Origin of the sequence: Antrihabitans auranticaus (assembly GCF_016481275.1) — a bacterium.
Classification (GTDB): domain Bacteria; phylum Actinomycetota; class Actinomycetes; order Mycobacteriales; family Mycobacteriaceae; genus Antrihabitans.
This window is the reverse complement of sequence record NZ_JAEMNW010000015.1, coordinates 48,540-69,718: the sequence shown is the minus strand read 5'-3', so window position 1 is coordinate 69,718 and position 21,179 is coordinate 48,540. Positions and strand designations below refer to the sequence as shown.

The following is a 21,179-nucleotide window of genomic DNA, read 5'->3' as shown; positions in this document are numbered from 1 at the left end:
GCACGCCGTCGCCGACCAACGACCAGTACCGATCGACAACCGACCGCAACCGTGAAAGATGCACGCAACACTCCTGAGAAATTCCAGTGTTGCAATCACTCCCTGAACCCAAGTCGGTGCGACCGCGGAGCCGGGGTGCGGCGTGGGACGGGTGGGGTGTGTGCGGCGTGGGACGGGAGGTGCGGGTGCGGCGCAGGACGGGACGGGTGTGTGCGGCGTGGGACGGGAGGGGCGTGTGCGGTCGGGGCTTGCGCGCTAGATGCCGCCGGACTCGCCGGTCGCCAGGGCGACCAGGGTCCGGACGCCGAACGCCATGCTCCGCTCGTCGAGGACGAAGTTCGGCTGATGCAGGTCCTGGATCGGGCTCGTTCCGTCCCACACTCCGAGGCGTGCCATGGCACCGGGCACGTGTTCGAGGTACCAGCCGAAGTCTTCGCCGCCGCTGGATTGCTGGGCCTCGCGCAGGTTGTCCGGACCGACGACGTGTTCGATCGCGACGCGCAGGTCGGCGGCGCATTCGACCGTGTTGGTGACGGGTGGAACACCCTGGTCGTAGATGACCTCGTGGCGGACCTCGTACGGCGCCAGAAGCTGATCGGTTGTATCCCGGATCAACGACTCCAGCGAAGTCCACGTCTCGCGTGAGGCGCTGCGCAGCGTGCCGACGATTTCACCGGATTCGGGCACAGAGTTCCCCACATTTCCTGCAGCGACCTTTCCCCAGGTGAGGACGGTCGCGGTCCGGGCGTCGAGGCGTCGATCCAAGACGGACGCCAGACCGGTGATGAGGACGGCGGTCGCGTGGATGAGGTCGCCCGTCAGGTGTGGCCGTGCCGTATGCCCGCCCGATGAGGTGAGTCGCACGGTGACCGACGCGTTGGACGAGGTGATCGGTCCTTCACGGGTAGCCAGCTTGCCGACCTCCAGACGCGGGTCGCAATGCAGCGCAAATATCTTCGAGACGCCCGCCATCGCGCCGGACCCGACCACGGCGAGTGCGCCGCCCGGAATTGTCTCCTCGGCGGGTTGAAAGATCAGCCGAACCGGGGGTGGCCGGTGCCTTGTCGCGAGCACGGTCGCGGCGCCCAGCAACATGGCGGTGTGCGCATCGTGACCGCACGCGTGTGAGACATCAGCGACGGTCGACGCGAAACTCAGCCCGGTCGATTCGGGAATCGGCAACGCATCGAGGTCGGCGCGAAGTGCGACGCGCGCACCGTCGTCGGGCCCGATGTCGCACCACAAACCAGTTCCCCGGGGCAGGAGAGTCGGTTGCAGACCGAGCTCGGAGAGGCAACCGCGCACGAGTGCCGTCGTCCGATGTTCGGCGAACGCCAACTCGGGGTGCGCGTGGATATCGCGTCGCCATGCGATCAGCTGATCTTCGTCGACCTCCATCGCGTGCGATCCTTCGTCGTGGCTGGTCAAGCCTGGGGGCCACGCCCGTGGCGGCTACCTTCGTAAGCGAGCTCGCGAAGATTGGCAACCGCTTTCGGCAGAAGTTCGACATCTGCTGGGTGATTCTCCATCGGGTCGAAGAAGTCGACGATGTCGCGTTCGGCAAGGTCGGCTCGTCTCAGTGAGATCGTTGCGACCGGTCGCGCCGGACCTCGCACACCCCGCGCGGTGATCGTGAACGTCACTGCGCTCGACGTGAGGTGATCGTTCATCGCACCCAGCGAGGCCGACGCCGGCTGACCGTTATCAGGTGCAGCGAATATCCACGCCGGTTTCCCGTCGAGTCGGTACGGCATGAGGCTTCCGTACCGCGCGCTGACCCATCCCCGGGCGGGTGTGATGAGGAACCGGCTCGCGGTTCCCGTGCCCGTCGTCGCCAGTGCGAAGTCCCACGGTTTGTCGTCGCGGTCGAGGACCCGGAACGCAAGGCCGAGAACATCGGGAATTGCGCTCGGGAGCCCCGTTCCCTTCGACAAGCGCGCGATCACCGCCCGCTCACCGCTCCCGAACAGCGCCTCGAACTCGGGCTCGGCGTGCAGTCGGCCCGACAACGTGATTCCGTCGGGATGGAACACTCGTGCCCTGCGCACACGGGCGACTACGTCGAACGCGACTTGCAGAGCACGTGCCGGTAGATCCATCGTTGGTAATCCTTCGGTCGGTGTCGTGTGTCGAATCGACAACCGATTGCCCCGAACGGAGGATCGGCAAACTCAGATGCAGCGGTATGTCGCCGTCTCGAAGTCGAGGTAGCCGCCGAAGGACGCGGGATCGGCAAACGGCAGGATCTGCGTAGCCCACAGCCCGGCGATGCCGTTGCGCCGGTCGATCCAGTAGTAGAGGTTGGCCAGTCCGGCCCACCCGAGTGCACCCGGCGGTCGACCGGTGGGTGCCTCCTCGTCGTTGATCATGAACGTGTATGACCATGATTTCCGTTGTCCGGGAAAGAATTCCGCGTCGTGAGAGAGCGCCGGGATGACGCCGGGCAGCATTGTCACGGACTGGCCTTCCAGGCCGTTGCGAACCGCGCGCCCGACCGTATCCGCCGCGAGCACCCGACCGTTCTCGCCTGCGCCGTCGTTGAGCCACATTCGAAGAAACTTCGTGTAGTCGCCGACCGTCGAGTACAGCCCGTGACCGCCCATGTGTACCTCGGGGTTCTGCGGCAACACGAGATCGGTGGGCGTCAAGGTGCCGTCGCTTGCGCGTTGGTGGATCGTCGAACGACGCGCGTTCATCGAATCGTCCAGTACGAACGCGGTTTCGGTCATTCCCAACGGTTCGAAGATTCGCTCGGCCATGACGGTGCCGAGCCGCTCTCCGCGGATCGCTTCGACCACAAGTCCCGCCCAGTCCAAGTTCGAGCCGTATTGCCACTTGTCGCCCGGATCGAACAAGAGCGGTGTGTGCAGCGATTCCCTCGTCGCTGTGATGACGCTGGGGCTGCCGCCGTCTGCTAGCCGCTTGTAAGTCTCGTCGAAGAACGAGTAGCCGAAGCCTGCTGTGTGCAGCAGCAACATTCGAGTGGTGATCTCTCGTTTCGGCGCTCGCAGCTGCGGTTCTCCCGTCGCATCGAAACCATCGATCACCTGGAGCTTCCCGATCTCGGGTAGGTAGTTGGCGGCAGGCGCGTCCAGATCGAGGAAACCGTCTTCCACACACTGCAGAACGGCGGTCCCGGTGATTGCCTTGGTAGTGGAGAACATCGCGAAGACGGTGTCGACCGTCATCGGGTCGTCCGCGGCAAGCGAGCGACGCCCAGCGGCGCCTTCGAAGAGCGTGCCCGAGCGGTCGGTCACCATCGCGACCACTCCGGGGACGCGCTCGGAGTCGGTTTCAGCGCGGGTCACCGCGTCGAGAACTGTGCCAAGCTGCGATTCGAGCCGGTTCATGAGAGGTTCTCCCGTCGACATAGAAGTCATTGCAGGAGAAGAAGTTAGGGGAATCGGCAGCGGCGGTACGTCTGCAATCGGCAGTGGCCGTCTGCAGTCGGCACGTTGTTGTCGGCTTCGTCACCGAGACGTGCGGCGCAGCGTATCGGCGGGGTTCTCGCCGAAGCGCTGCCGATACGACGCTGCGAAAATGCCCATGTTGACGTAACCCCAGGCACCCGCGGCATCGACGACCGTAGTCGCAGTCGGCGACAGCAATTCCCGCCGAACACCCTGTAATCGCTGTTCTCGCAGGTAATCTCGCGGGCTCGCAGAAAGGTAGCGGCGAAACGCGCCGGATAGCGCACGGACGCTCACACCGGCGGCCTCGGCGATATCGCCGACGGTCGGGAGGTCCGCGGCGTGCTCGTCGATATAGCGCACGGCCCGCCGCACGTAGCCGGGCGCTTCGACGGTCGTCGGTTCGAGGTCCACGGCGGCGCTGGCGGCCCAGTCGGTCAGGAGCTGCGACGCGATGAGTTCTTGCAGATTTGCGCCGACGCGTCCGGTGGCGACCTGTTGCGGCGCGGCCGACAGCGTGCGAACGGCGTACTCGAGCAGCGCAAGCCATGCACTACCCGGGCCTCCGATCGCGCACTTGTGCCGCCACAACCGATCGTCGGGAACACGGCCCCACCAGCGCAGTGCCAGGTCGGCAAGCAGTCGATGCGGAATCGTCAGGTTGAGTTGGAGATGGTCGGCGTCGGTGTCCAGTCGATAGTCGACGCGACTGCAGTCCGCCACAAACGTTCCGCCAGCGGTGAGTTCGACGCCGGACTTCGCGGTTACCGAATGCCGGGTCCAGCCCTGAATTGTGGTCAAGACGATCGTGTTGCCCGCCTCGGGAGCGAAGTCGCCGATCGTCACCGGAATTCCGTAGCAGAACCGGGTCAGGGTCATGTCGGCGATCTTCGCCGAGAACATGCTCGACGCCGGTGTGAGGGCCCGCCCGACCGGTCGTACGACGTACGGCATGTACACCTCGTCGGACCACTGCTTGATCTCGTCCCAGTCGTCGACGTGGCTGCCACCGCACTCGCGTTGCGCGGCGGTTCTCGGATCCAGGTCGAACGACACACCTCAGCATAAGGATCCGAAGGCATGGTGTGGACTGCCTGAACGGGCAGTTTTTGCCTGTTTTGCACTGCGAGTTGTATTGCACGACGTCGGCATTCCAAACGGGATATCTTCGGGTGCGCGCTCGTTTCGGTTCGACTGGCTGGAGGTTTGTGGCGATGGCGAGGCTGTCGATCGGCCGGGGTGGCAGGCGTGCCTGAGCAGGAGCTCGAACCGGTTGCTCCCGCGACGCGGATAGAGCTCGGCCGCTTATTGGTCGTTGTCGTGCTCGCCGGGGTGGGCGCCGGAGTCGGTGGCGGAGCACTCACTTTGCTTCTCCATCTGGTGCAACACCTTTCGTACGGGTACACCGAAGAGACCTTCCAAGTCGGTGTCGAAAGAGCATCGGGCGCTCGTCGTGTCGTCATGATGACGCTGGGCGGCCTGATCGTGGGTCTCGGTTGGTGGTGGCTGCGCAGCCGTCGCAAGGTGAAGACGGTCACGGGCGTGCTGGGTACGCAGGACCCGCGACTTCCGTTGCCTACCACGACCATCGACGCCGTTCTGCAGGTCGTGGCTGTCGGAATGGGCGGCTCGATCGGCCGTGAAGGTGCACCGCGGCAACTCGGCGCGGCGATCAGCGTGTGGATCGCGCATCGTGCGGGTTTGCCTGTCCAACAGCAGCGCACGCTCTTGGCCTGCGGTGCGGGTGCCGGATTGGCTGCGGTCTACAACGTTCCGCTCGGGGGTGCGCTCTTCACCCTCGAGGTCCTGCTGGTCTCGTTCGCGATCCGCGATGTTCTTGCGGCGGTGCTGACGTCCGCGATCGCGACAGCCGTCGCATGGAGCGTACTTTCCGACAAGCCCACCTACATTGTCGAGCCGTTCGAGATGTCCGCCGGATTGCTCGTATTCGCCATTGTTTTCGGCCCGCTGGCCGGTGCCGGCGCCGGTCTGTTCACGCGGCTGATGAATCTCGCGCAGTCACACTCGCCGACCGGCTGGCGGTTGCCACTTCTGACGACGACCGTCTTCGCAGCGGTCGGTGTTCTGTCGATCGCGTTTCCGCAGCTGCTCGGCAATGGCAAAGGGCCCGCTCAACTCTCGTTCGACGGCGCCTTCCTCGTGCCCATGTTGGTCGCGCTGGTTGTGCTCAAGCCGATCGTCACTGCCGCGTGCCTGGCAAGCGGGGCGACAGGCGGCACTCTGACGCCCTCGATTGCAACGGGTGCGCTGCTCGGAGCGCTCACAGGTGAGCTGTGGTCGATGATGTGGACGGATGCGCCGACCGGCGCGTACGCGCTCATCGGTGCCGCAGCCTTTCTGGCGAGCACCCATCACGCACCTCTGCTCGCCATGGTTCTCGTCCTTGAATTGACCCATAGCGGCAATGCGTTGCTCGTGCCGATCATGATCGCGGTCGTGACGGCATCGGTCGTCAGTGGACGTCCGCCGTGGGCGCGGGCGGTGCTGCGCAAGCCGGAGCCGAAAGAAATCATCAAAGACTGACCCAGGTACGGCCGCGGGCGCCGGGTCAGAAGACGTTCTCGCTCACGAAGGTCGCTGCCGCGAGTGCAACCAGGACCAACGCGCCGGTCACGACCGCGACGGTCACCCCTGTGCCGATCTCTCGCGAGTTGCCGCCGGCGCGGCAGAGCACAGCCGCGGCGAGGAGTTCAAGAGGAACGAGAATCAGCAAGGCGACGACACCGAGGATCGGTACCGCCAGCACCGGCGTCACGTTGACGAACAACGTGGCGACAACGGCGTAGGGGGAGCGCGGTCCGAACCATTCGCTCGCGAGCGCCGGTGGGACGGTCGGCTGTTCGGTCATCGTCAGCCCCGGCCGCTCACGAGGTCGATCACGCCGAGTGTCGCCGCGATCGCGCACCATAGCGCGGCGGTCGTGGAAGCTGCAATCGCAGTCGTCTGTGCGAAACCACTTGTGCGCCATTGCAGGAAGGCCGCGACCGCAACTGCGACAAGAGCTGTGATCGCCGCAGCAAGCGGCGAGAACGCAGTCGCGGTTTCCGGCGTCAAGGCTACGGCGGCGCCGAAGAGGAGGAGTTCCGCGACAAAGAAGACTGCGGTCAGCGCCGTCGCGTACGCCCAGAAACGTTGGTCGCGAATCGGTTCGGTCAACATCGTCGGTTGCTCCTAGATCATCGGGCCGGTGTGGACCGGTTCGTCTGGTATTGCAGCGGTGGGTGCGTTGCCAGGTGTGCCGAATCCAGTTCCCGGGAGGAAGGATCCCGGAACGTCGTACTCGTAGTTCCAGGACTGCGCCCACGGCCGAAACGCAACGTCGCCGAGTCCGAGATCGTGGTGGTTTATCAGGTCCAGCGTGCCGAGGGAATGACCCTCGGTAGCGCGATCTATCACGACTGTCCGAACTGCGCTGTCCGGCCGGTCCTGATAGACCTCGAGTGATGGGTAGTCGGTTCGAGTCCCGTCCACGTGGACGCCATTCGGCCCGGGTGTGAAGACGAGGTCGCCGTTGACCGTGAATCCCGCCCTCTTTGCCGCTTCGGGTTCGAACGGATCGGCTGCGTCGTACTGAATGCGGACGGCACCGCTCTGGCTCTGCCAGACAGATCCCTCTGGAGTGCCGACCTGTACCTCGCCCGGTGTCCCATCGCTGTTCTGCACAACCGATGGGTTCTGACGCATGACGACGATGCCGTTCTCGTAGTCGACGTAGGTCGTCACTCGCGTGTGCTCTGGATCGAAATTAGCGTCCGGTCCGCGGCTGTCGCCGCGATTGCGAGCGAATGGGTTGGCAGAATCGCCGCCCATGAAAGGGTTCGTGACATCTGCCTGCTCGATGAACTGGCCCGCGCGAACCACGCCCTGACCAGGGACAGGCTGAATCCGCACCACCTTGATCGCTGGATCGACATTCTGATACTTCGGGTCGAAGCTGTGCGGATTCAGCGCCTCCGCCGTAGCCCAGTCCGTGCTGGTGAGCGGCGGCCTGCCGAAGGCCTGTTGAAAGGCGGCAGCAGAAGTGCGCATTCGGACGGGATCGGTCCGGCGATCACGTGCCTTGTCCTGTTCGATCTGCGTGCGCGCCGAATCGATGGCTGCGGTCGGCGCCATCGCGGCAAGTTCGTCGTTGGCCGCGTTGATCTTTGTTCCCCACTCCGAGTCCGCAGTGAGCAAGCTCGACACCAGACCGCTCAATCGCAGGAGCGCGAGTCCCGCCTCGGAATCCCAGTCGTCGACGCCGCTTACTGTCCAATCGTCGGCGACCGTAACCGGCGGCGCGACGTAGTTCCGAAGGATCGCTTTGATTTCGGCGAGCGGGTAGGTCATGTCGCGGCCGGCTCCACTGTATGCGGCGGCGAGGTGATCGTAGGCAACCGCGATCGCTCGCATCTGTGCTTGCTCTCGGTCTGCTGCATCACATGCTGCGATTCGGGCGTCGCCTTGCCAGACGAGGTCGTCATGAATCGTCGAGTGCATTTTTCCTGCCGAAGCGAACACGACGTCTGCAATCTGTGTCGCACGATCCGCAACCGACTGCAATCCGGACACGTCCCAGTTGCGTACCTGACCTGGCGTTGCCACGTCAATTGTTCCCAGTCACGTTGGTGGAGTTGAGATCCCCGATTGCGCTGAGCTGTGCGGCAGCGTCCAGATCTGTGCCGCGGTAGGTTTCGGCGCAGAGCGCAAGGACAGCGGCATACAGGTCGAATCGCGCTTTGAGCGCGTCCTTGGCTTGTTTACTGGCTGGATCGGACCGACTCGACGCAGCGCCGACCAGCGATCCCGTGAGCTTTGCGCCGAGCGGGGCTGCACCGAGGTGCGGAGCCCCGTCGATCACGGTCGGAAGCGTCGCCAAAACTCCCGCCGCGGCACGAAGGCCGTCTGGATCTACTTGCAACGCCACGATTTCCCCCTCCGGGCGGCCCAACCCCCATGGGGCATCGCACGGTAACTACAAATCCGGTCGAAAGGTAGCACAGCGCCCGAGTCGTGCGGAGACTGCGTTGTCGGGTCGTTCGAGCAGCCGCCGTGCGCCGAAAGAGCACCTACCTGCGTAGATTAGGTGGATGATCGTCGGCGAGATCGCGGAGCTCTGGCGTTACCCCGTCAAGTCGATGGGCGGTGAGCGGCTGCGGTCGACCGTCATCGACCAGCGGGCGGTCCACGCCGACCGGCTGTGGGCGGTACGTGATCTCGACCTCGGCACCATCACCACGGCCCGGCGGCTGCCGGTGCTGCTCGGGTGTTCAGCGCGCTTCGTCAGCGAGCCACCGCCCAATGCTGGACCCGGCGTCGTCACCGACGTCGTCGTCACGTTCCCCGACTCCACCGAGGCGACGACAACAGACCGCGAACGCGTCGATGCTCGGCTGTGCGAGCTGACTGGCAAGAACGTGGCGCTGGTGCCACTGCCGCGGACGGACGACAAGTCTGCCTACCGCGGAATTCGCCCGAGTAAGAAGGACATTCGCAGCCAGTTCGCGATCGAGGACGGCGGCAACCTACCCGATCTGTCGATGTTCCCGATTCACAAACTCGCCGAACTCGCCCTGTATGCCACCCCGCTGGGCATCTTCGCCGACGCTTACCCGCTTCACCTCCTCACGACCGCGAGCCTCCAAACGATGAGCGCTCATGAACCGTCGGGGGACTTCGATTCGCGGCGATTCCGTCCGAACATTCTTATCGATACCGGCGCGGCGAAGGGACTGGCCGAACAGGGGTGGCTGGGCGGCGTCTTGCGCGGGAAGGAGGTCGCTTGTCGCGTCGAAATCCCGACCGTTCGCTGCTCGATGCCGCTCCGCGAACAGCAGCATTTCGGGCTCGATGCGGACCCCAGCGTGGTGCGCACGGTCTCGAGGCATGCCGATCGCTGTTTGGGTGTCTACGCAGACGTGGTGGCGGAGGGCGCGGTGCACGAGGGCGAAGAAATTTCGTTCGAGGCCCCGTCCCGACAGGGGGTGGTCGAGTCGTCCGTGTCGCGTCTGGCCACCCGTCTCAAGCGCAACGCAGTGCGTGCGGGCAGCAAGATCATGCCGGGGTGAGGTGGACTATGGGCGAACCGAAAATCGAGTTCACTATCTCTCGGACAATTCGGTCGCTAGCATCCACAGTCATGGCCCGCAATGATGCCGGAAGTGCGCCGTGACGGACTGGACTCGGCGACAGTTCCTGCAGCGCGGCGCCGGACTACTCGGCGGTGCTGCCGCATTCGCCGCGCTGTCGCCTGCCGCGCGCGCCACTCTTGCGCAGGCCGCCCCCCTCGGTTCCCGACTGAACGACATCGAGCACGTCGTCATCTGGATGCAGGAAAATCGGTCCTTCGACCATTACTTCGGAACCCTTTCGGGTGTCATCGGATTCGATGATCCGAATGTGCCGCGCGACCTGCGGACCGGTCGATCCGCATTCGAGCAGTTCGATCCATTCGTACCCGACGGGTCGGGTGGTGTCCTGTTGCCGTGGCGCCTCGGTGTCCGGTCGTCGTCGGCGCAGAACCTGACGGACGTCGATCACACCTGGCAGGCGCAGCACTGGTCGGTCGCGGGCGGGGCGAACGATGCTTTCGTCGTCAGCCATATCCCGGTGGATGTGGGTTCGGCTGCCATCGGTGGCCACCCGGACGCGGTGCGCAACGGCGGTGCGCGAGTGATGAGCTACTTCACCCGCGACGACCTGCCCTTCCACTATGGACTCGCTGATGCGTTCACGATCTGCGACAGGTACTTCTGCTCTGTGATCGGGCCGACGAATCCCAACCGGCTCTATCTCATGTCCGCCACGATCGATCCCGACGCATTGAACGGCGGACCGGACGTGGCGAACTTGCGGTCTGGATTCAGTTGGACGACCTACCCGGAACGGCTGCAAGCCGCGGGGATCGACTGGTACCTGTACCGCGAGCACGACGATTTCGATTGCAATATGCTCGATCATTTCGTGCAGTACCAGGACGAGAACACCGAACTCTTCCGACGTGGCAGATCGACTATTTCCGATGGCCAACTGCCGGCACAGCTGCGCCGCGACGTCGAAAGCGGAAACCTTCCGCAGGTGTCGTGGATCGTCGGCCCAACGTGGACGACCGAGCACGCCTCCGTGCTACCCGCCGGTGGTGCCTTCTACGCGCAGCAGATTCTCGAGGCACTGACGTCGAACCCCGCGGTGTGGCGAAAGACGTTGCTGATCCTCACCTATGACGAGAACGGCGGGTTCTTCGACCACGTCTCGCCGCCGATGGCACCTCCCGGGACGCCCGGTGAGTACTTGAGTCAACTGGCCCTGGCCATCAGGCCCGAGGCCACCGGTATGGCAGGTCCCATCGGTCTCGGACCGCGCGTGCCGACAATGTTGATCTCACCCTTCACCCGCGGCGGTTATGTGAGCAGCGAGACGTTCGACCACACGTCGATACTGCGCTTCCTCGAAACCCGATTCGGGGTCGAGGTGCCCAACCTCACCGCGTGGCGTCGCGAGACCTGCGGCGATCTGACGGGCGCCCTGAACCTTTCCGGTACACCCGATCTGTCGGTGCCGGCGTTGCCGGACACGTGGCCCCTGTTGCAGGAGGCCCTCGCACAATCGACACTCCCGGCACCTCAGGTGCCGGCGGTGCAATTCATGCCGCGCCAGGAAGTAGGCACGCGACCGCGGCCCAGCGGTTAGCCGAATCGCTTCCGCCGCAGCGCAACTGGATCCGAAGTCCGCATCTCCATACTGACGCAGGCTACCTTTGACGGGTCCGGTGCACCTGCGTCCCGAAATTGCCAATTCATGACTGCTTCGAACAATCTGCCTTCCACAGGCCACGAGACGTCGCGTCCGTTCGGCATGGGCTCGCGCGAGCGCCTGCTTCGTGCAGCGGAGCGTTGCGTCGCCGTGGACGGTGCGAGTGTCACGATGGCTCGCGTCGCGCAGGAAGCCGGCGTGACGCGGACTGTGGTGTACCGCAACTTCTCCGGGCGAGACGAACTCCTGATCGGGGTGCTCGTCCGGTGTGTCGAGCGACTGTTCGCCGAGACTGCCGCCGCGGTCGCGACGTGTGCCGATCCGGGCGACCAGGTGACCGAGGCCTTCGTCTACGCGACCACGGCAGCGCAGCGCGAGCCCGTTATTCGCCGGCTGCTTCTGCCGAACGACTCGTGGTCGGTCGGTGACCTGATCACTGGCGCGCCGGTGCTGCCGGAGCAACTCAACGCGCTTATCGCGGGCAATTTCCAGACCTTCCTCGATGCACTGCGACCCGGCCTCGACCCGGCCGACGCCACTCGGTATCTGCTCGGAATTGCCTTCGGATTGTTCGCCGATGCAATCCCCGGACTGGGAAACCCGCAGCTCGTCCGGCGTTACGTGCGGACGTTCGTATTGCCCGCTCTGCTCCGCGAGCCACCGCCGCCGGAACCGGTGTTCGAGGGCAGCTAGGCGTCCTCGGTCGGCCAAGTATGCAGATTCGAGGGTTTGTATACATGCGTCGGATCGGGCGGGGTATCGTTCGGGCGATTGCCGTCCGAGCAGGGGAGCGTAAGCAGTGGTTGCTTCCGACGACCGGGTCGCGGTCGACGAGGTAAAAGAGTGGAGCAAGGGGTACGTCAAGCGGCATCCCGTTGCATCGCTCGAGACTCTCGGCGGCCAGTTCATGCTGGGCGCCCGCGCGTTCCAATACATGTTCGTCGACATCGCGAAGCGTCGCTTTCCGTTCGGTGAATTCGTGCAGCAGGCCGCGTTCATGGCCGGAACTGCCGTCGTCCCAACGTTGTTCGTGACCATTCCGATCGCCGTCACGCTGTCGATTCAATTCGGGTTGATCGCCGGTCAGGTCGGTGCGACCTCGCTCGCCGGTGCCGCCAGTGGGCTTGCAGTCATCAAGCAGGGCGCTCCGCTCGTGGCTGCGGTGCTCATGGCGTCGGCGGTCGGTTCCGCGATCTGCGCAGACTTGGGCTCGCGCAAAATTCGCGACGAACTGGACGCGATGGAAGTCATGGGTGTGTCGGTGCTGCACCGCATGGTGGTGCCGCGGCTGGCCGCCGGAATCGTCGTCGGCATCGCACTGACCGGCTTGACCTGCTTCGTCGGCTTCCTCGCCGGCTACCTGTTCAACACCTTCGTCCAGAGCGGAACCCCGGGCAGTTTCGTCTCCACTTTCGCCTCGTTCGCGACCGTCGGTGACATGGTCCTCGCCCTGATCAAGGCGGCAATTTTCGGTGCGATCGTCGCGATCATCGGCTGCCACAAGGGACTCAATACCAAGGGCGGCCCGGCCGGTGTCGCGAACGCGGTCAACGCGGCTGTCGTTGCGTCGATTCTGCTCCTCATGATCGTCAACGTCGTCCTGACCCAGCTCTACGTGCTGATCTTCCCGAGGCACGGAATCTGATGGCGAGTCGCTACTACCCACCGGCGGTCGCGCCGTTCGTCCGGCCGCTGCTGCAGGGCTTCGTCGGTGCGACGCGGCCGATCACGCGCATGGGCCACATGATCACGTTCTTCCTGCGCGCGGTCGGCTCGATTCCGATCATGCTTCGGCACTACCGCAAGGAACTGCTGCGCGTGCAGTCCGACATCACCTGGGGCAACGGATCCATCGTCGTCGGCGGTGGTACCGCCGGTGTCATCATCGTGCTGGGTGCGAGTGCCGGCGCAATCGTGGGTATCGAAGCATTCAACGCGCTGAAGCTTCTGGGGCTCGAGCCCGCGACGGGAATGATCACCTCGATCGTCTCGACGCGTGAACTTGCTCCCGTGATGGCGGCGCTGGCGTTCGCGGCGCAGGCGGGTTGTCGTTTCACCGCGCAGCTCGGCGCGATGCGGATCTCCGAAGAGATCGACGCCATGGAATCGATTGCGATCAGGCCGATTCCGTACATGGTGACGACCCGGTTGGTGGCGTCGGCAATCTCGGTCGTCCCGCTGTACGTCGTGTGCCTGGCTATGAACTACATCTCGGTGCAGCTCGTCGTCGCGCTGTCGGGTGGCGGGTCCGAAGGCACGTACATGCACTACTTCGCGCTGACGCTCAACTGGGTGGACATCCTCTACTCGGTGATCAAAGCTGTGGTATTCGTGCTGATCGCGACGACGATCCAGTGCTACTACGGCTACTACGCGTCCGGTGGGCCGCAGGGCGTCGGCATTGCAGCGGGCCGCGCGATGCGAGCGAGCATCACCGTCATGCTCGTTGCCAACATGCTGCTGACGATGGCTCTGTGGGGGTTCAACTCCGGCGCACGGTTCGGAGGCTGAGCAGTGGCGATTTCGTTCGATACCGACGGCCGCGGTCCGTCGATCAAGCAGTTGTTCTTGCGGGGGTTCATCTTCATCGTGGTCAGCGCGGCCGTGATCGCGTTGATGGTCGCCAAATCCAACGGGGACCTCGACAAGAAGGTGCAGGTGACGGCAGCGCTCAGCGATATCGGTGACGGGTTACCCGCGTGGTCCGACGTGAAGTACCGCGGCGTGATCGTCGGGTCGGTCGCATCGGTGACACCGAGCACCGAGGGTGGACCCAATTACGTTCATATCGACCTGATTCCGCACTATGCCGACTCGGTCGCAAGCGCGGTAGCAGCGCGTGTGGTGCCCGCCAACGTATTCGCCGTTTCGTCGGTGCAGCTCGTCGACAACGGCGACGGGTCGCAACTGCGGCAGGGCGCCGAGATTCCCGAGGACCGGAGCCAGCCGACGGTGCAATTCCAATCGGCGCTGAACAAGCTGCGCGACGTCGTGAAGGCTCTGGGCACAGCCGATCCCACCAGCAACCTCGGAATTCTGGTGTCGATCGCCGACGCGACGGACCGTAAAGGCGACACGCTCGTGACAGCAGGCTCGCAGCTGCAGCGAATCGTCGACGAGCTCAACACGTTCATCGGACCCGGCGTCGGAACGTCGACGATCCAGAGCCTATCGGAGGCGGTTGTCGGCCTGAACGGTTCGGCACCCGAGTTGGTCGACGCACTGCACAACGCCGTCGTGCCGCTGCGCACGCTGGCCGAGAAGCGTGCGGAGCTGATGAATTTCCTCGCCGCGGGTCAGCAGACCACAGGCACGATCGCGACGGCGTTCGAGAACAACACCGACCAATTGGTGGGCATCACAACGGATCTGACGCCGGTGGTCGGAACTGTCGCGGACAACGCGGGCAAGTTGGAGCCTGCGTTCAGCCGGATTCCGCTGCTGTCGCAAAGCATTGTGACGCAGGGTTTCGGCAACACCGACAAGCCGACGGTCAAGGTCATCGTTTCGTTCAGCCCGCTTCGGCAGTACACGCGTGCCGATTGCCCGCGTTACGGTCAGATGGCCGGTCCGAGTTGCTTCACGGCGCCGACTTCGATGCCGCTGCCGCAACTTCCGCCGTCGCTCGACCCGCGCACCTTCGTACCGCCGCCGAGCTTGGTGGGCAGCAACTTCGGGCTCGGCGGAAGCGTCGGACCGGTTCGGCAGCGTGCAGGAGCGCGAACTGCTCGGGCGCATCCTCGGCGGTGACGTGAGTTCGGCAGCGCAGTTGCTGCTCGGTCCGCTCGTGCGCGGGACTGTCGTCGATATTGCACCGGCGCCGGAAGAAGGTGTCAGGTGAGCTATCGCAAGCCGCTTATCGGGCTGAGCCTTTTCCTGGTGATCTCCGCTGTGCTGACCTGGATGGTCTTTGCAACTCTGAACCGCGGCATCGGTGGGTCGACCAAGGAGTACTCCGCCCTGTTCACCGATGCGACCGGTCTGAAGGCGGGCGACGACGTCCGCATGGCCGGCGTGCGAGTTGGGCGCGTCGATTCGGTCGAATTGTCGGGTGTGCTGGCCGATGTGAGTTTCAAGGTCGAGGCCGACCAGCCGGTGTACGGCAACACGAAGGCATCGATCGTCTACCAGAACATCATCGGGCAACGCTATCTCGGACTGTCGCTCGCCGAGTTCGGAGACCCGAGCACACTGTCGGACGGCGACCAGATTCCAGTCGAGCGGACGGAACCGTCCTTCGACGTCACCGCGCTGCTCAACGGCTTCGAGCCGTTGTTCAGCACACTGGACCCCGACGAGGTCGACAACGTCACAAACGCGATCATCGTTGCCCTGCAAGGTGATTCCGGCTCGATCACATCGTTGATCGCCCAGACGTCGGCCCTGGCCGAATCCGTTGCCGGTCGTGACGAGGTCCTCGGCGCGGTCATCACCAACCTGAACGGTGTTGTGGGAAATCTGGCGGCACAGAGCGGCAATGTCCGCACCGTCATCGATCAGACCAGTGCGCTGCTCTCGACCCTGGCAAGCAAGAAGGACTCGCTCACCACATCGCTGGACGGCATCGCGGCGGTGACGAGCCAGATTGCGGCGGTGGTGTCCGACGTCCAACCCGATCTGCGTGAATTGCTGACGCGCGAACCAGGATTCGCGAGTCACGTCGTCCAGAATCAGGACAGGTTCGCGTATCTGGGCGCCAACCTGCCGCTACTCCTCAAGGGGCTCGCACGAATCATGCAAGACGGTACGTACATGAACATGTACTTCTGCGACGCCTACGTCAGCCTGTTGCCGGTACTGCACCCGCTGTTTCCGACGATCGTTGCGCTCGCCACGCCTGGCGGGTCGCCTAAATACTCTGCGATCTGCAGGTGAACGGGTGCCGATGAAATCGCGTGCAGCAGGCTTCTTCCGGAGGCCGATCGAGAGTTACAGCAAGCTCGCACTCGGCGTGACCGCGCTTGCCGTGATCGTCGTTGTCATCGCGGCGACCCTGATCGTCAGTTCTCTCGACCTCGGCAAGGACGAGTACAAGGCGGAGTTTCTTCAAGTCGCGCAACTCAGCCCGGGCGATGTCGTGTCGGTCGCCGGCGTGCCGGTCGGTGAGGTCACCGGTACCGAGCTCGCGGGTGACCACGTCGTCGTCAAGATGATGATCGACTCCGATATCCCGATGGGCACCGATACGCGGGCCGAAATCAAGCTCACCACCCTGCTCGGGTCGCGCTACTTGGAGTTGCTGCCTGCCGGCACGGGAGAGATACCGGACCGCACAATCCCGTTGTCGCAGACGTCGGTTCCCTACGATCTGCAGAAGACATTGACCAACGCGACAACGACTTTCGAGAACGTCGATGCCGCTCGGATCGGTGAGTCGTTGACCACTCTGGCCGGTCAACTCCAGGGCGCACCCGAGGTGATTCCGCAAGCCCTCGACAACATCAAGGCGCTCTCCGACATCATTGCCGACCGGCGCGCGGACCTCGGATCGCTGCTGTCCAACACCAGCGAGATCACAACCGTTCTGTCCGAACAGAAGTCGTCACTGGGCGTGATGTTCAATCAGGGCAACGACCTGCTTCGTGACCTCGCGGCTCGCCGAGAAACGTTGCACTCGTTGCTGAATGCGACGACGACGCTCGTGACGCAGCTTCGCGACGTCGTTGTCGAAGATCAGCCTGCGATCGACGAGCTGCTCGGAAACCTCGAAACCATGACGGACATGCTCGCTTCGCACGACGATCTGTTTCGAAACATTCTGCAAATTCTTCCCGTCACGCTGCGAAACGCCACGAACGCCACCGGAACGTCCGATGGAGTCGATGCGGGAGTCCCCGGCGGCCCGTTCATCAACTCGTGGATGTGCGCGCTGAGCGGTCGCGCACAGCAGGTCAACCTGCCCGAGTACTTCAGGGATTGCCAATGAAAGCAGTGCGATCGGTCAAATATGTAGCGGTCGCTGTCCTGGCGGCGGCGCTGTCGGGTTGCTCGTCGAATCCCTTCTCCGCAGACACCATCACCGTGACCGCGGACTTCGACAACGCCGCAGGGTTGTATGTGGGCAACGAGGTCGCAATCCTCGGAATGCCGGTCGGCAAGGTCGAATCCATCGAGCCCAACGGCGACAACGTCAGGGTGTCGTTCACGGTGAAAGAGGATGTGCAGGTGCCCGCCGACGCGATGGCGGTGACGTTGTCGACGTCTGTGCTCACCGACAGGCACATCGAACTCACCCCGCCGTACCGCGAGGGACCGACGCTCGCGAACAACGACCACATCGGTGTCGACAGAACGAGGACGCCGATCGAGATCGACCGCGTTCTGGCGATGGCCGACAAGCTCGGCACGGAACTGGACGGTGATCGAAACGGCAACGGCCCCATCGCCGACATTCTCGATGTCGGCAGTGCAGTAACGGCCGGCAACGGCGACAAGATTCGAACTGCACTGAGTCAGTTGGCAAGTGCGCTTCGCATGAGTTCCGATGGCGGTGCGGCGACCCGGGATCAGCTGACGTCGATCGTCGAGAATCTCGATGTGCTGACCCAGGCTGCGGCCGACAACGACGCCACGATCCGCGAGTTCGGTTCGAACCTGCGGCAATTGACGGACATAGTCGCCGACGAAGACCTCGGTTCCGGGACGACAGGCGCGCAGATCAACGAGATTCTGCAGGAGGCCGCCGTGCTGCTGCAGAACAACAGGGAGAAGATCCGGGCGACGGTGGGTAATTCGACGAAAATCACCACAGCGATCAGTGATTTCGAACGGAATCTCGCAGAGACACTCGATCTCGCGCCGCTGACGTTGTCGAACGTCTACCGGGCAATCGATCCGAGTAACAAGGCAGTGCGGATTCACGCGGTGACGGACAAGATCATCCTCGACAGCCAACTCGGCAAAGAGATCTGCAACCTGCTCAACCTGCAGAACCTGGGGTGCAACACCGGAAAGCTGTCCGACTACGGACCGGACTTCGGCGTGCTGAGCATCCTCACCGCAATGTCGGAGTTGCCGAGATGACGGGCAGCATGAGGGGAACGCGGATGCGAGTGGTGCTGCTCGCGACCGCAGTCGCAGTGTCGACTGCGGGTTGCGGGGTCAGCCTCAGCAGCCTGCCGCTACCTGCCCCCGGCGTCGGTGCGGACAGCTACGAGGTCACCGCTACCTTCGCCAATGCGCTCAACCTGCCGACCAAGGCCAAGGTGAAGCTCGCCGGCGCGGACGTCGGACAGGTGACGTCGATGTCGGTCGACAACTACCAAGCGATCGTCCACATGCAGATTCGTGAAGGCGTGCTCCTTCCGGTGGGGACGACAGCGCAACTTCGTTCGGCGACACCGTTGGGCGACGTCTTCGTTGCGGTCACGCCGCCGGTCGAAGCGGTCCCCGGGGCGGCGGTTCTCACCGATGGTGCGTCCATTCCGCTTGCCGAGACAACGGCGGGTTCGACTGTGGAAGAGATCTTGACCGCCGCTTCGCTGCTTGTGAACGGCGGTGCGATCCGGAACATGACAAAGGTGCTCAACGGTCTCGGCTCGGCGCTCGGTGATCGCGGCGGCAACTTGGCGGGCCTCATCCACGAGTCCACACGATTGATCTCGACTCTTGCCGCTCGTTCGGGCGAGATCAGATCGGCCGTCGACCAGACGGCGGAACTGACCGCAACCTTGAACGAGCAGCGCGACAGCCTCAACGACGCCGTTGCGGCAGCAGGGCCGGCCGTCTCGGTGATCAACGAGAACTCGCAACAGCTGGTCGATCTGCTCACCACAGTGCAGCGCATCACCGATCAGCTGGGCAAGTTCCCGTCGATCCAGGGCATCGACGAACGCGGCATGATTCACGACCTGAATCTGCTGGCCGCCACGTTCAACGACATTGCCCAGAGCCCCAATACGAGCGTCGACGCGATCAACGCACTGTTCGTGCCGCTGATCGCGACGTTGCCTGCGTCGGGTTTGCGTGGCGACGTCGACATCATGCAGCTCGCCGCCGGAGCCCTACCCGATTTCAATTCGCCTGGTGACCCTGGCTTCCGGCTGCCGGAATTGAACGACGTGCCGGCAGGCGTCGGTAGCTTGGTATACACCCTGCTGCGCCTCAAAGACCGCGTGATCGGACCGGGCCGATGACCAATCGAACGACATCAACCCGACGAGTCGGGATCGTGGAGCGTTCGGCACGGGGCGCCGTCGGGTCCGTCGGATTCGTTCGCCGCAACCGCACCGTGCTGTCGCTCGGATCTCTTCTGCTCATCCTCGTACTCGGGATCGCGTACCTGACTTTCGGTGCGCTCCAACAGGACCCGTTCGCCGAGCGGATCCAGGTGCACGTCGATCTCGTAGAGTCCGGCGGGTTGCTGGCAGGGCAGGACGTGACCTACCGCGGTATTCCGGTCGGCAAGGTCGAGGCAGTCGAATTCACCGAAACCGGCGTCGTTGCAACAGCATCGATCGACTCCGAAACGAAAATTCCTGAGAACAGCGAGGTTCGGGTCTCCGGACTTTCGGCGGCGGGTGAGCAGTACCTGGACTTCAGGCCGACGTCCACGGACGGTCCCTACCTCGTCGACGGGACTGTAATCGCCTCCGACAGAACGAGTGTGCCGATCGGGCTCGCAAAATTGTTGCTCGACCTCAAGGGCACGGGCGATCAGATCGACGTCCCGAAATTGCAAGGCATCATCGATGAGTTGCGGGTCGGCCCGGAGGCTCCGCAGAAGCTCGCGTCGATTCTGGACGGCGGCGTGTTCCTGATCTCGACACTCGATTCGGTACTGCCGCAGACAGTTTCGATGCTGAACAGCACGAAAGTCGTGCTCGGTACATTGTCGGAGACATCGGTTGGGCTGACGCAAACTGCAGGAAACCTGAACAGTCTGTTCTCTGCGGCAGACCGGATGGACGGCGGGTTCCGGCGGCTTGTCGACAACGGTTCGACGACAATGGAGTCGATCGATGCAGTCATTGCGGACAACTCGCCGACGATGGTCCAGCTGCTGGGAAACCTGGCAACCGTCTCGCAGGTGACCTATCTCCGAGTGCCGGCCTTGCAGGAGTTGTTCACTCCTAGCGACCGCGGTTCCACGCTCGCGGCGATCACGTCGATCTTCCGGGACGGCGGTCTATGGGCGATCGCGGAGCCGTACCCGAGGTATGTCTGCGATTACGATCTGCCGCGCAACTCGGCTGCCCTTCCGTTGTATCCGGAGCCGTACCTCTACACCTACTGCAACAACCCCGATCCAGGCGTCCTGATCAGAGGTTCACGCAATGCGCCGCGGCCGCCCGGGGACGACACCGCCGGACCGCCACCGGGAGTCGACCCGCTACAGACGTCGGATCCGACTCCGATCGGGCCGAATACGATACCGACGCCGACGGGCTGAACAGAGCCCTGGCGGCGGAACGAGGAGAAGAGATGTCCGTGGACGAAGCAACTGCCGTCGACCTGAACAAGACAGAAGAAGAGGCACCGCCGCCCCAGCGGCCGCGCTGGGGATTGCGCATCGGCGGAGCGGTGGTGGCGCTCCTGGTGGTCGGTGCGCTCGCGACCGCGGGCGTCCTGGGCTGGAAGTTGAAGCAGAGCGACGACGTCGACGATGCCGCAAGGGCCGCGCAGGACGCTGCCCGTGCGTATGCGGTGACATTGACGACGGTGGATGCCGGGAAGCTGAACGAGAACTTCGAAGCAGTGCTGGCAGGCGCAACCGGTGAGTTCAAGGACATGTACTCGCAGGCGAGCAACCAGTTGCGCCAACTGCTGCTGGACAACAACGCCTCAGCGCAGGGCACCGTGCTCGAAACCGGGATCAAATCTGCGACGTCCGACACCGTCGAAGTGCTGCTCTACGTGGACCAATCGGTGACCAATGCGGCCAACCCGGAGCCTCGTGTGGACCGCAATCGAATGGTCATGACAATGCAGAAAGTCGACGGTCGCTGGCTGGCCAGCAAGGTCGATCTGCTCTGAACCCTCGCGTAGACGGCAAAACGGACGCGTTTGCTTTCGATG

At 63.8% G+C, this 21,179-nt stretch carries 20 protein-coding genes and 1 pseudogene; 13 read left to right on the top strand and 8 right to left on the bottom strand.

Annotated elements, in window-relative coordinates:
- Positions 1–255 precede the first annotated feature (255 nt).
- The 4 genes from JGU72_RS30010 to JGU72_RS29995 form a co-directional block, all read right to left on the bottom strand.
- On the bottom strand, positions 256–1,398 hold the full coding sequence (locus JGU72_RS30010; RefSeq protein ID WP_199687962.1) for an amidohydrolase: 1,143 nt from the start codon (positions 1,396–1,398) through the stop codon (positions 256–258).
- Between the two features lie 26 nt (positions 1,399–1,424).
- Complete coding sequence (locus tag JGU72_RS30005; protein ID WP_199687961.1) at positions 1,425–2,099, bottom strand: phosphodiesterase; 675 nt, start codon at positions 2,097–2,099, stop codon at positions 1,425–1,427.
- A gap of 72 nt (positions 2,100–2,171) precedes the next feature.
- Positions 2,172–3,350 carry a methyl acetate hydrolase AcmB gene (gene acmB / locus JGU72_RS30000; protein WP_199687960.1) on the bottom strand — a complete coding sequence of 393 codons (1,179 nt, stop codon included), beginning with the start codon at positions 3,348–3,350 and terminating at the stop codon, positions 2,172–2,174.
- A 120-nt stretch (positions 3,351–3,470) separates the two neighbouring features.
- Complete coding sequence (locus JGU72_RS29995) at positions 3,471–4,466, bottom strand: AraC family transcriptional regulator (RefSeq protein WP_307828673.1); 996 nt, start codon at positions 4,464–4,466, stop codon at positions 3,471–3,473.
- A 192-nt stretch (positions 4,467–4,658) separates the two neighbouring features.
- Between JGU72_RS29995 and JGU72_RS29990 the strand changes: the two genes are divergently transcribed.
- The gene (locus JGU72_RS29990) at positions 4,659–5,954 is read left to right on the top strand and encodes a chloride channel protein (RefSeq protein ID WP_199687959.1); all 1,296 of its coding nucleotides are present in this window, start codon (positions 4,659–4,661) and stop codon (positions 5,952–5,954) included.
- 25 nt (positions 5,955–5,979) lie between these two features.
- On the opposite strand, the gene JGU72_RS29985 is transcribed toward JGU72_RS29990, so the two are convergent.
- Genes JGU72_RS29985 through JGU72_RS29970 form a run of 4 tightly spaced genes read right to left on the bottom strand, consistent with a single transcriptional unit; the run spans position 5,980 to position 8,337 of the window.
- Positions 5,980–6,279, bottom strand: a complete 300-nt coding sequence (locus JGU72_RS29985) for a hypothetical protein (protein WP_199687958.1) — start codon at positions 6,277–6,279, stop codon at positions 5,980–5,982.
- A 2-nt stretch (positions 6,280–6,281) separates the two neighbouring features.
- Complete coding sequence (locus JGU72_RS29980; RefSeq protein ID WP_199687957.1) at positions 6,282–6,590, bottom strand: hypothetical protein; 309 nt, start codon at positions 6,588–6,590, stop codon at positions 6,282–6,284.
- 12 nt (positions 6,591–6,602) lie between these two features.
- Positions 6,603–8,015 carry a hypothetical protein gene (locus JGU72_RS29975; RefSeq protein ID WP_199687956.1) on the bottom strand — a complete coding sequence of 471 codons (1,413 nt, stop codon included), beginning with the start codon at positions 8,013–8,015 and terminating at the stop codon, positions 6,603–6,605.
- 1 nt (position 8,016) lies between these two features.
- On the bottom strand, positions 8,017–8,337 hold the full coding sequence (locus JGU72_RS29970) for a hypothetical protein (RefSeq protein ID WP_199687955.1): 321 nt from the start codon (positions 8,335–8,337) through the stop codon (positions 8,017–8,019).
- A 163-nt stretch (positions 8,338–8,500) separates the two neighbouring features.
- Between JGU72_RS29970 and JGU72_RS29965 the strand changes: the two genes are divergently transcribed.
- The 12 genes and pseudogenes from JGU72_RS29965 (at position 8,501) to JGU72_RS29910 (ending at position 21,137) form a co-directional block, all read left to right on the top strand.
- Positions 8,501–9,478 (top strand): MOSC domain-containing protein, encoded by a 978-nt coding sequence (locus JGU72_RS29965; RefSeq protein ID WP_199687954.1) that lies wholly within the window; start codon positions 8,501–8,503, stop codon positions 9,476–9,478.
- Positions 9,479–9,578: 100 nt separating this feature from the next.
- Positions 9,579–11,099 carry an alkaline phosphatase family protein gene (locus JGU72_RS29960; protein WP_199687953.1) on the top strand — a complete coding sequence of 507 codons (1,521 nt, stop codon included), beginning with the start codon at positions 9,579–9,581 and terminating at the stop codon, positions 11,097–11,099.
- Positions 11,100–11,207: 108 nt separating this feature from the next.
- Positions 11,208–11,855, top strand: a complete 648-nt coding sequence (locus JGU72_RS29955; protein WP_199687952.1) for a TetR/AcrR family transcriptional regulator — start codon at positions 11,208–11,210, stop codon at positions 11,853–11,855.
- Positions 11,856–11,961: 106 nt separating this feature from the next.
- Positions 11,962–12,807: an MlaE family ABC transporter permease gene (locus tag JGU72_RS29950; RefSeq protein ID WP_307828672.1), complete on the top strand. Its 846-nt coding sequence runs from the start codon at positions 11,962–11,964 to the stop codon at positions 12,805–12,807.
- Positions 12,804–13,673: an ABC transporter permease gene (locus JGU72_RS29945; RefSeq protein ID WP_374101175.1), complete on the top strand. Its 870-nt coding sequence runs from the start codon at positions 12,804–12,806 to the stop codon at positions 13,671–13,673. Before JGU72_RS29950 ends, JGU72_RS29945 begins: the two co-directional genes overlap by 4 nt.
- Positions 13,674–13,676: 3 nt before the next feature.
- Positions 13,677–15,003 (top strand): annotated as a pseudogene (locus JGU72_RS29940) (MlaD family protein).
- Positions 15,000–16,037, top strand: a complete 1,038-nt coding sequence (locus JGU72_RS29935; RefSeq protein ID WP_199687950.1) for an MCE family protein — start codon at positions 15,000–15,002, stop codon at positions 16,035–16,037. The pseudogene JGU72_RS29940 and the gene JGU72_RS29935 overlap by 4 nt, the downstream one beginning before the upstream one ends.
- A 10-nt stretch (positions 16,038–16,047) precedes the next feature.
- The gene (locus tag JGU72_RS29930) at positions 16,048–17,088 is read left to right on the top strand and encodes an MCE family protein (protein WP_199687949.1); all 1,041 of its coding nucleotides are present in this window, start codon (positions 16,048–16,050) and stop codon (positions 17,086–17,088) included.
- Positions 17,085–18,185, top strand: coding sequence for an MCE family protein (locus JGU72_RS29925; RefSeq protein ID WP_199687948.1), 1,101 nt, complete (start codon positions 17,085–17,087; stop codon positions 18,183–18,185). Before JGU72_RS29930 ends, JGU72_RS29925 begins: the two co-directional genes overlap by 4 nt.
- Complete coding sequence (locus JGU72_RS29920; protein ID WP_233533229.1) at positions 18,182–19,297, top strand: MCE family protein; 1,116 nt, start codon at positions 18,182–18,184, stop codon at positions 19,295–19,297. Before JGU72_RS29925 ends, JGU72_RS29920 begins: the two co-directional genes overlap by 4 nt.
- Entirely contained in the window at positions 19,294–20,553 is a 1,260-nt protein-coding gene (locus JGU72_RS29915) for an MlaD family protein (protein ID WP_199687947.1), read from the top strand. Before JGU72_RS29920 ends, JGU72_RS29915 begins: the two co-directional genes overlap by 4 nt.
- Before the next feature lie 32 nt (positions 20,554–20,585).
- Complete coding sequence (locus JGU72_RS29910; RefSeq protein WP_199687946.1) at positions 20,586–21,137, top strand: Mce protein; 552 nt, start codon at positions 20,586–20,588, stop codon at positions 21,135–21,137.
- Positions 21,138–21,179: the final 42 nt, after the last annotated feature.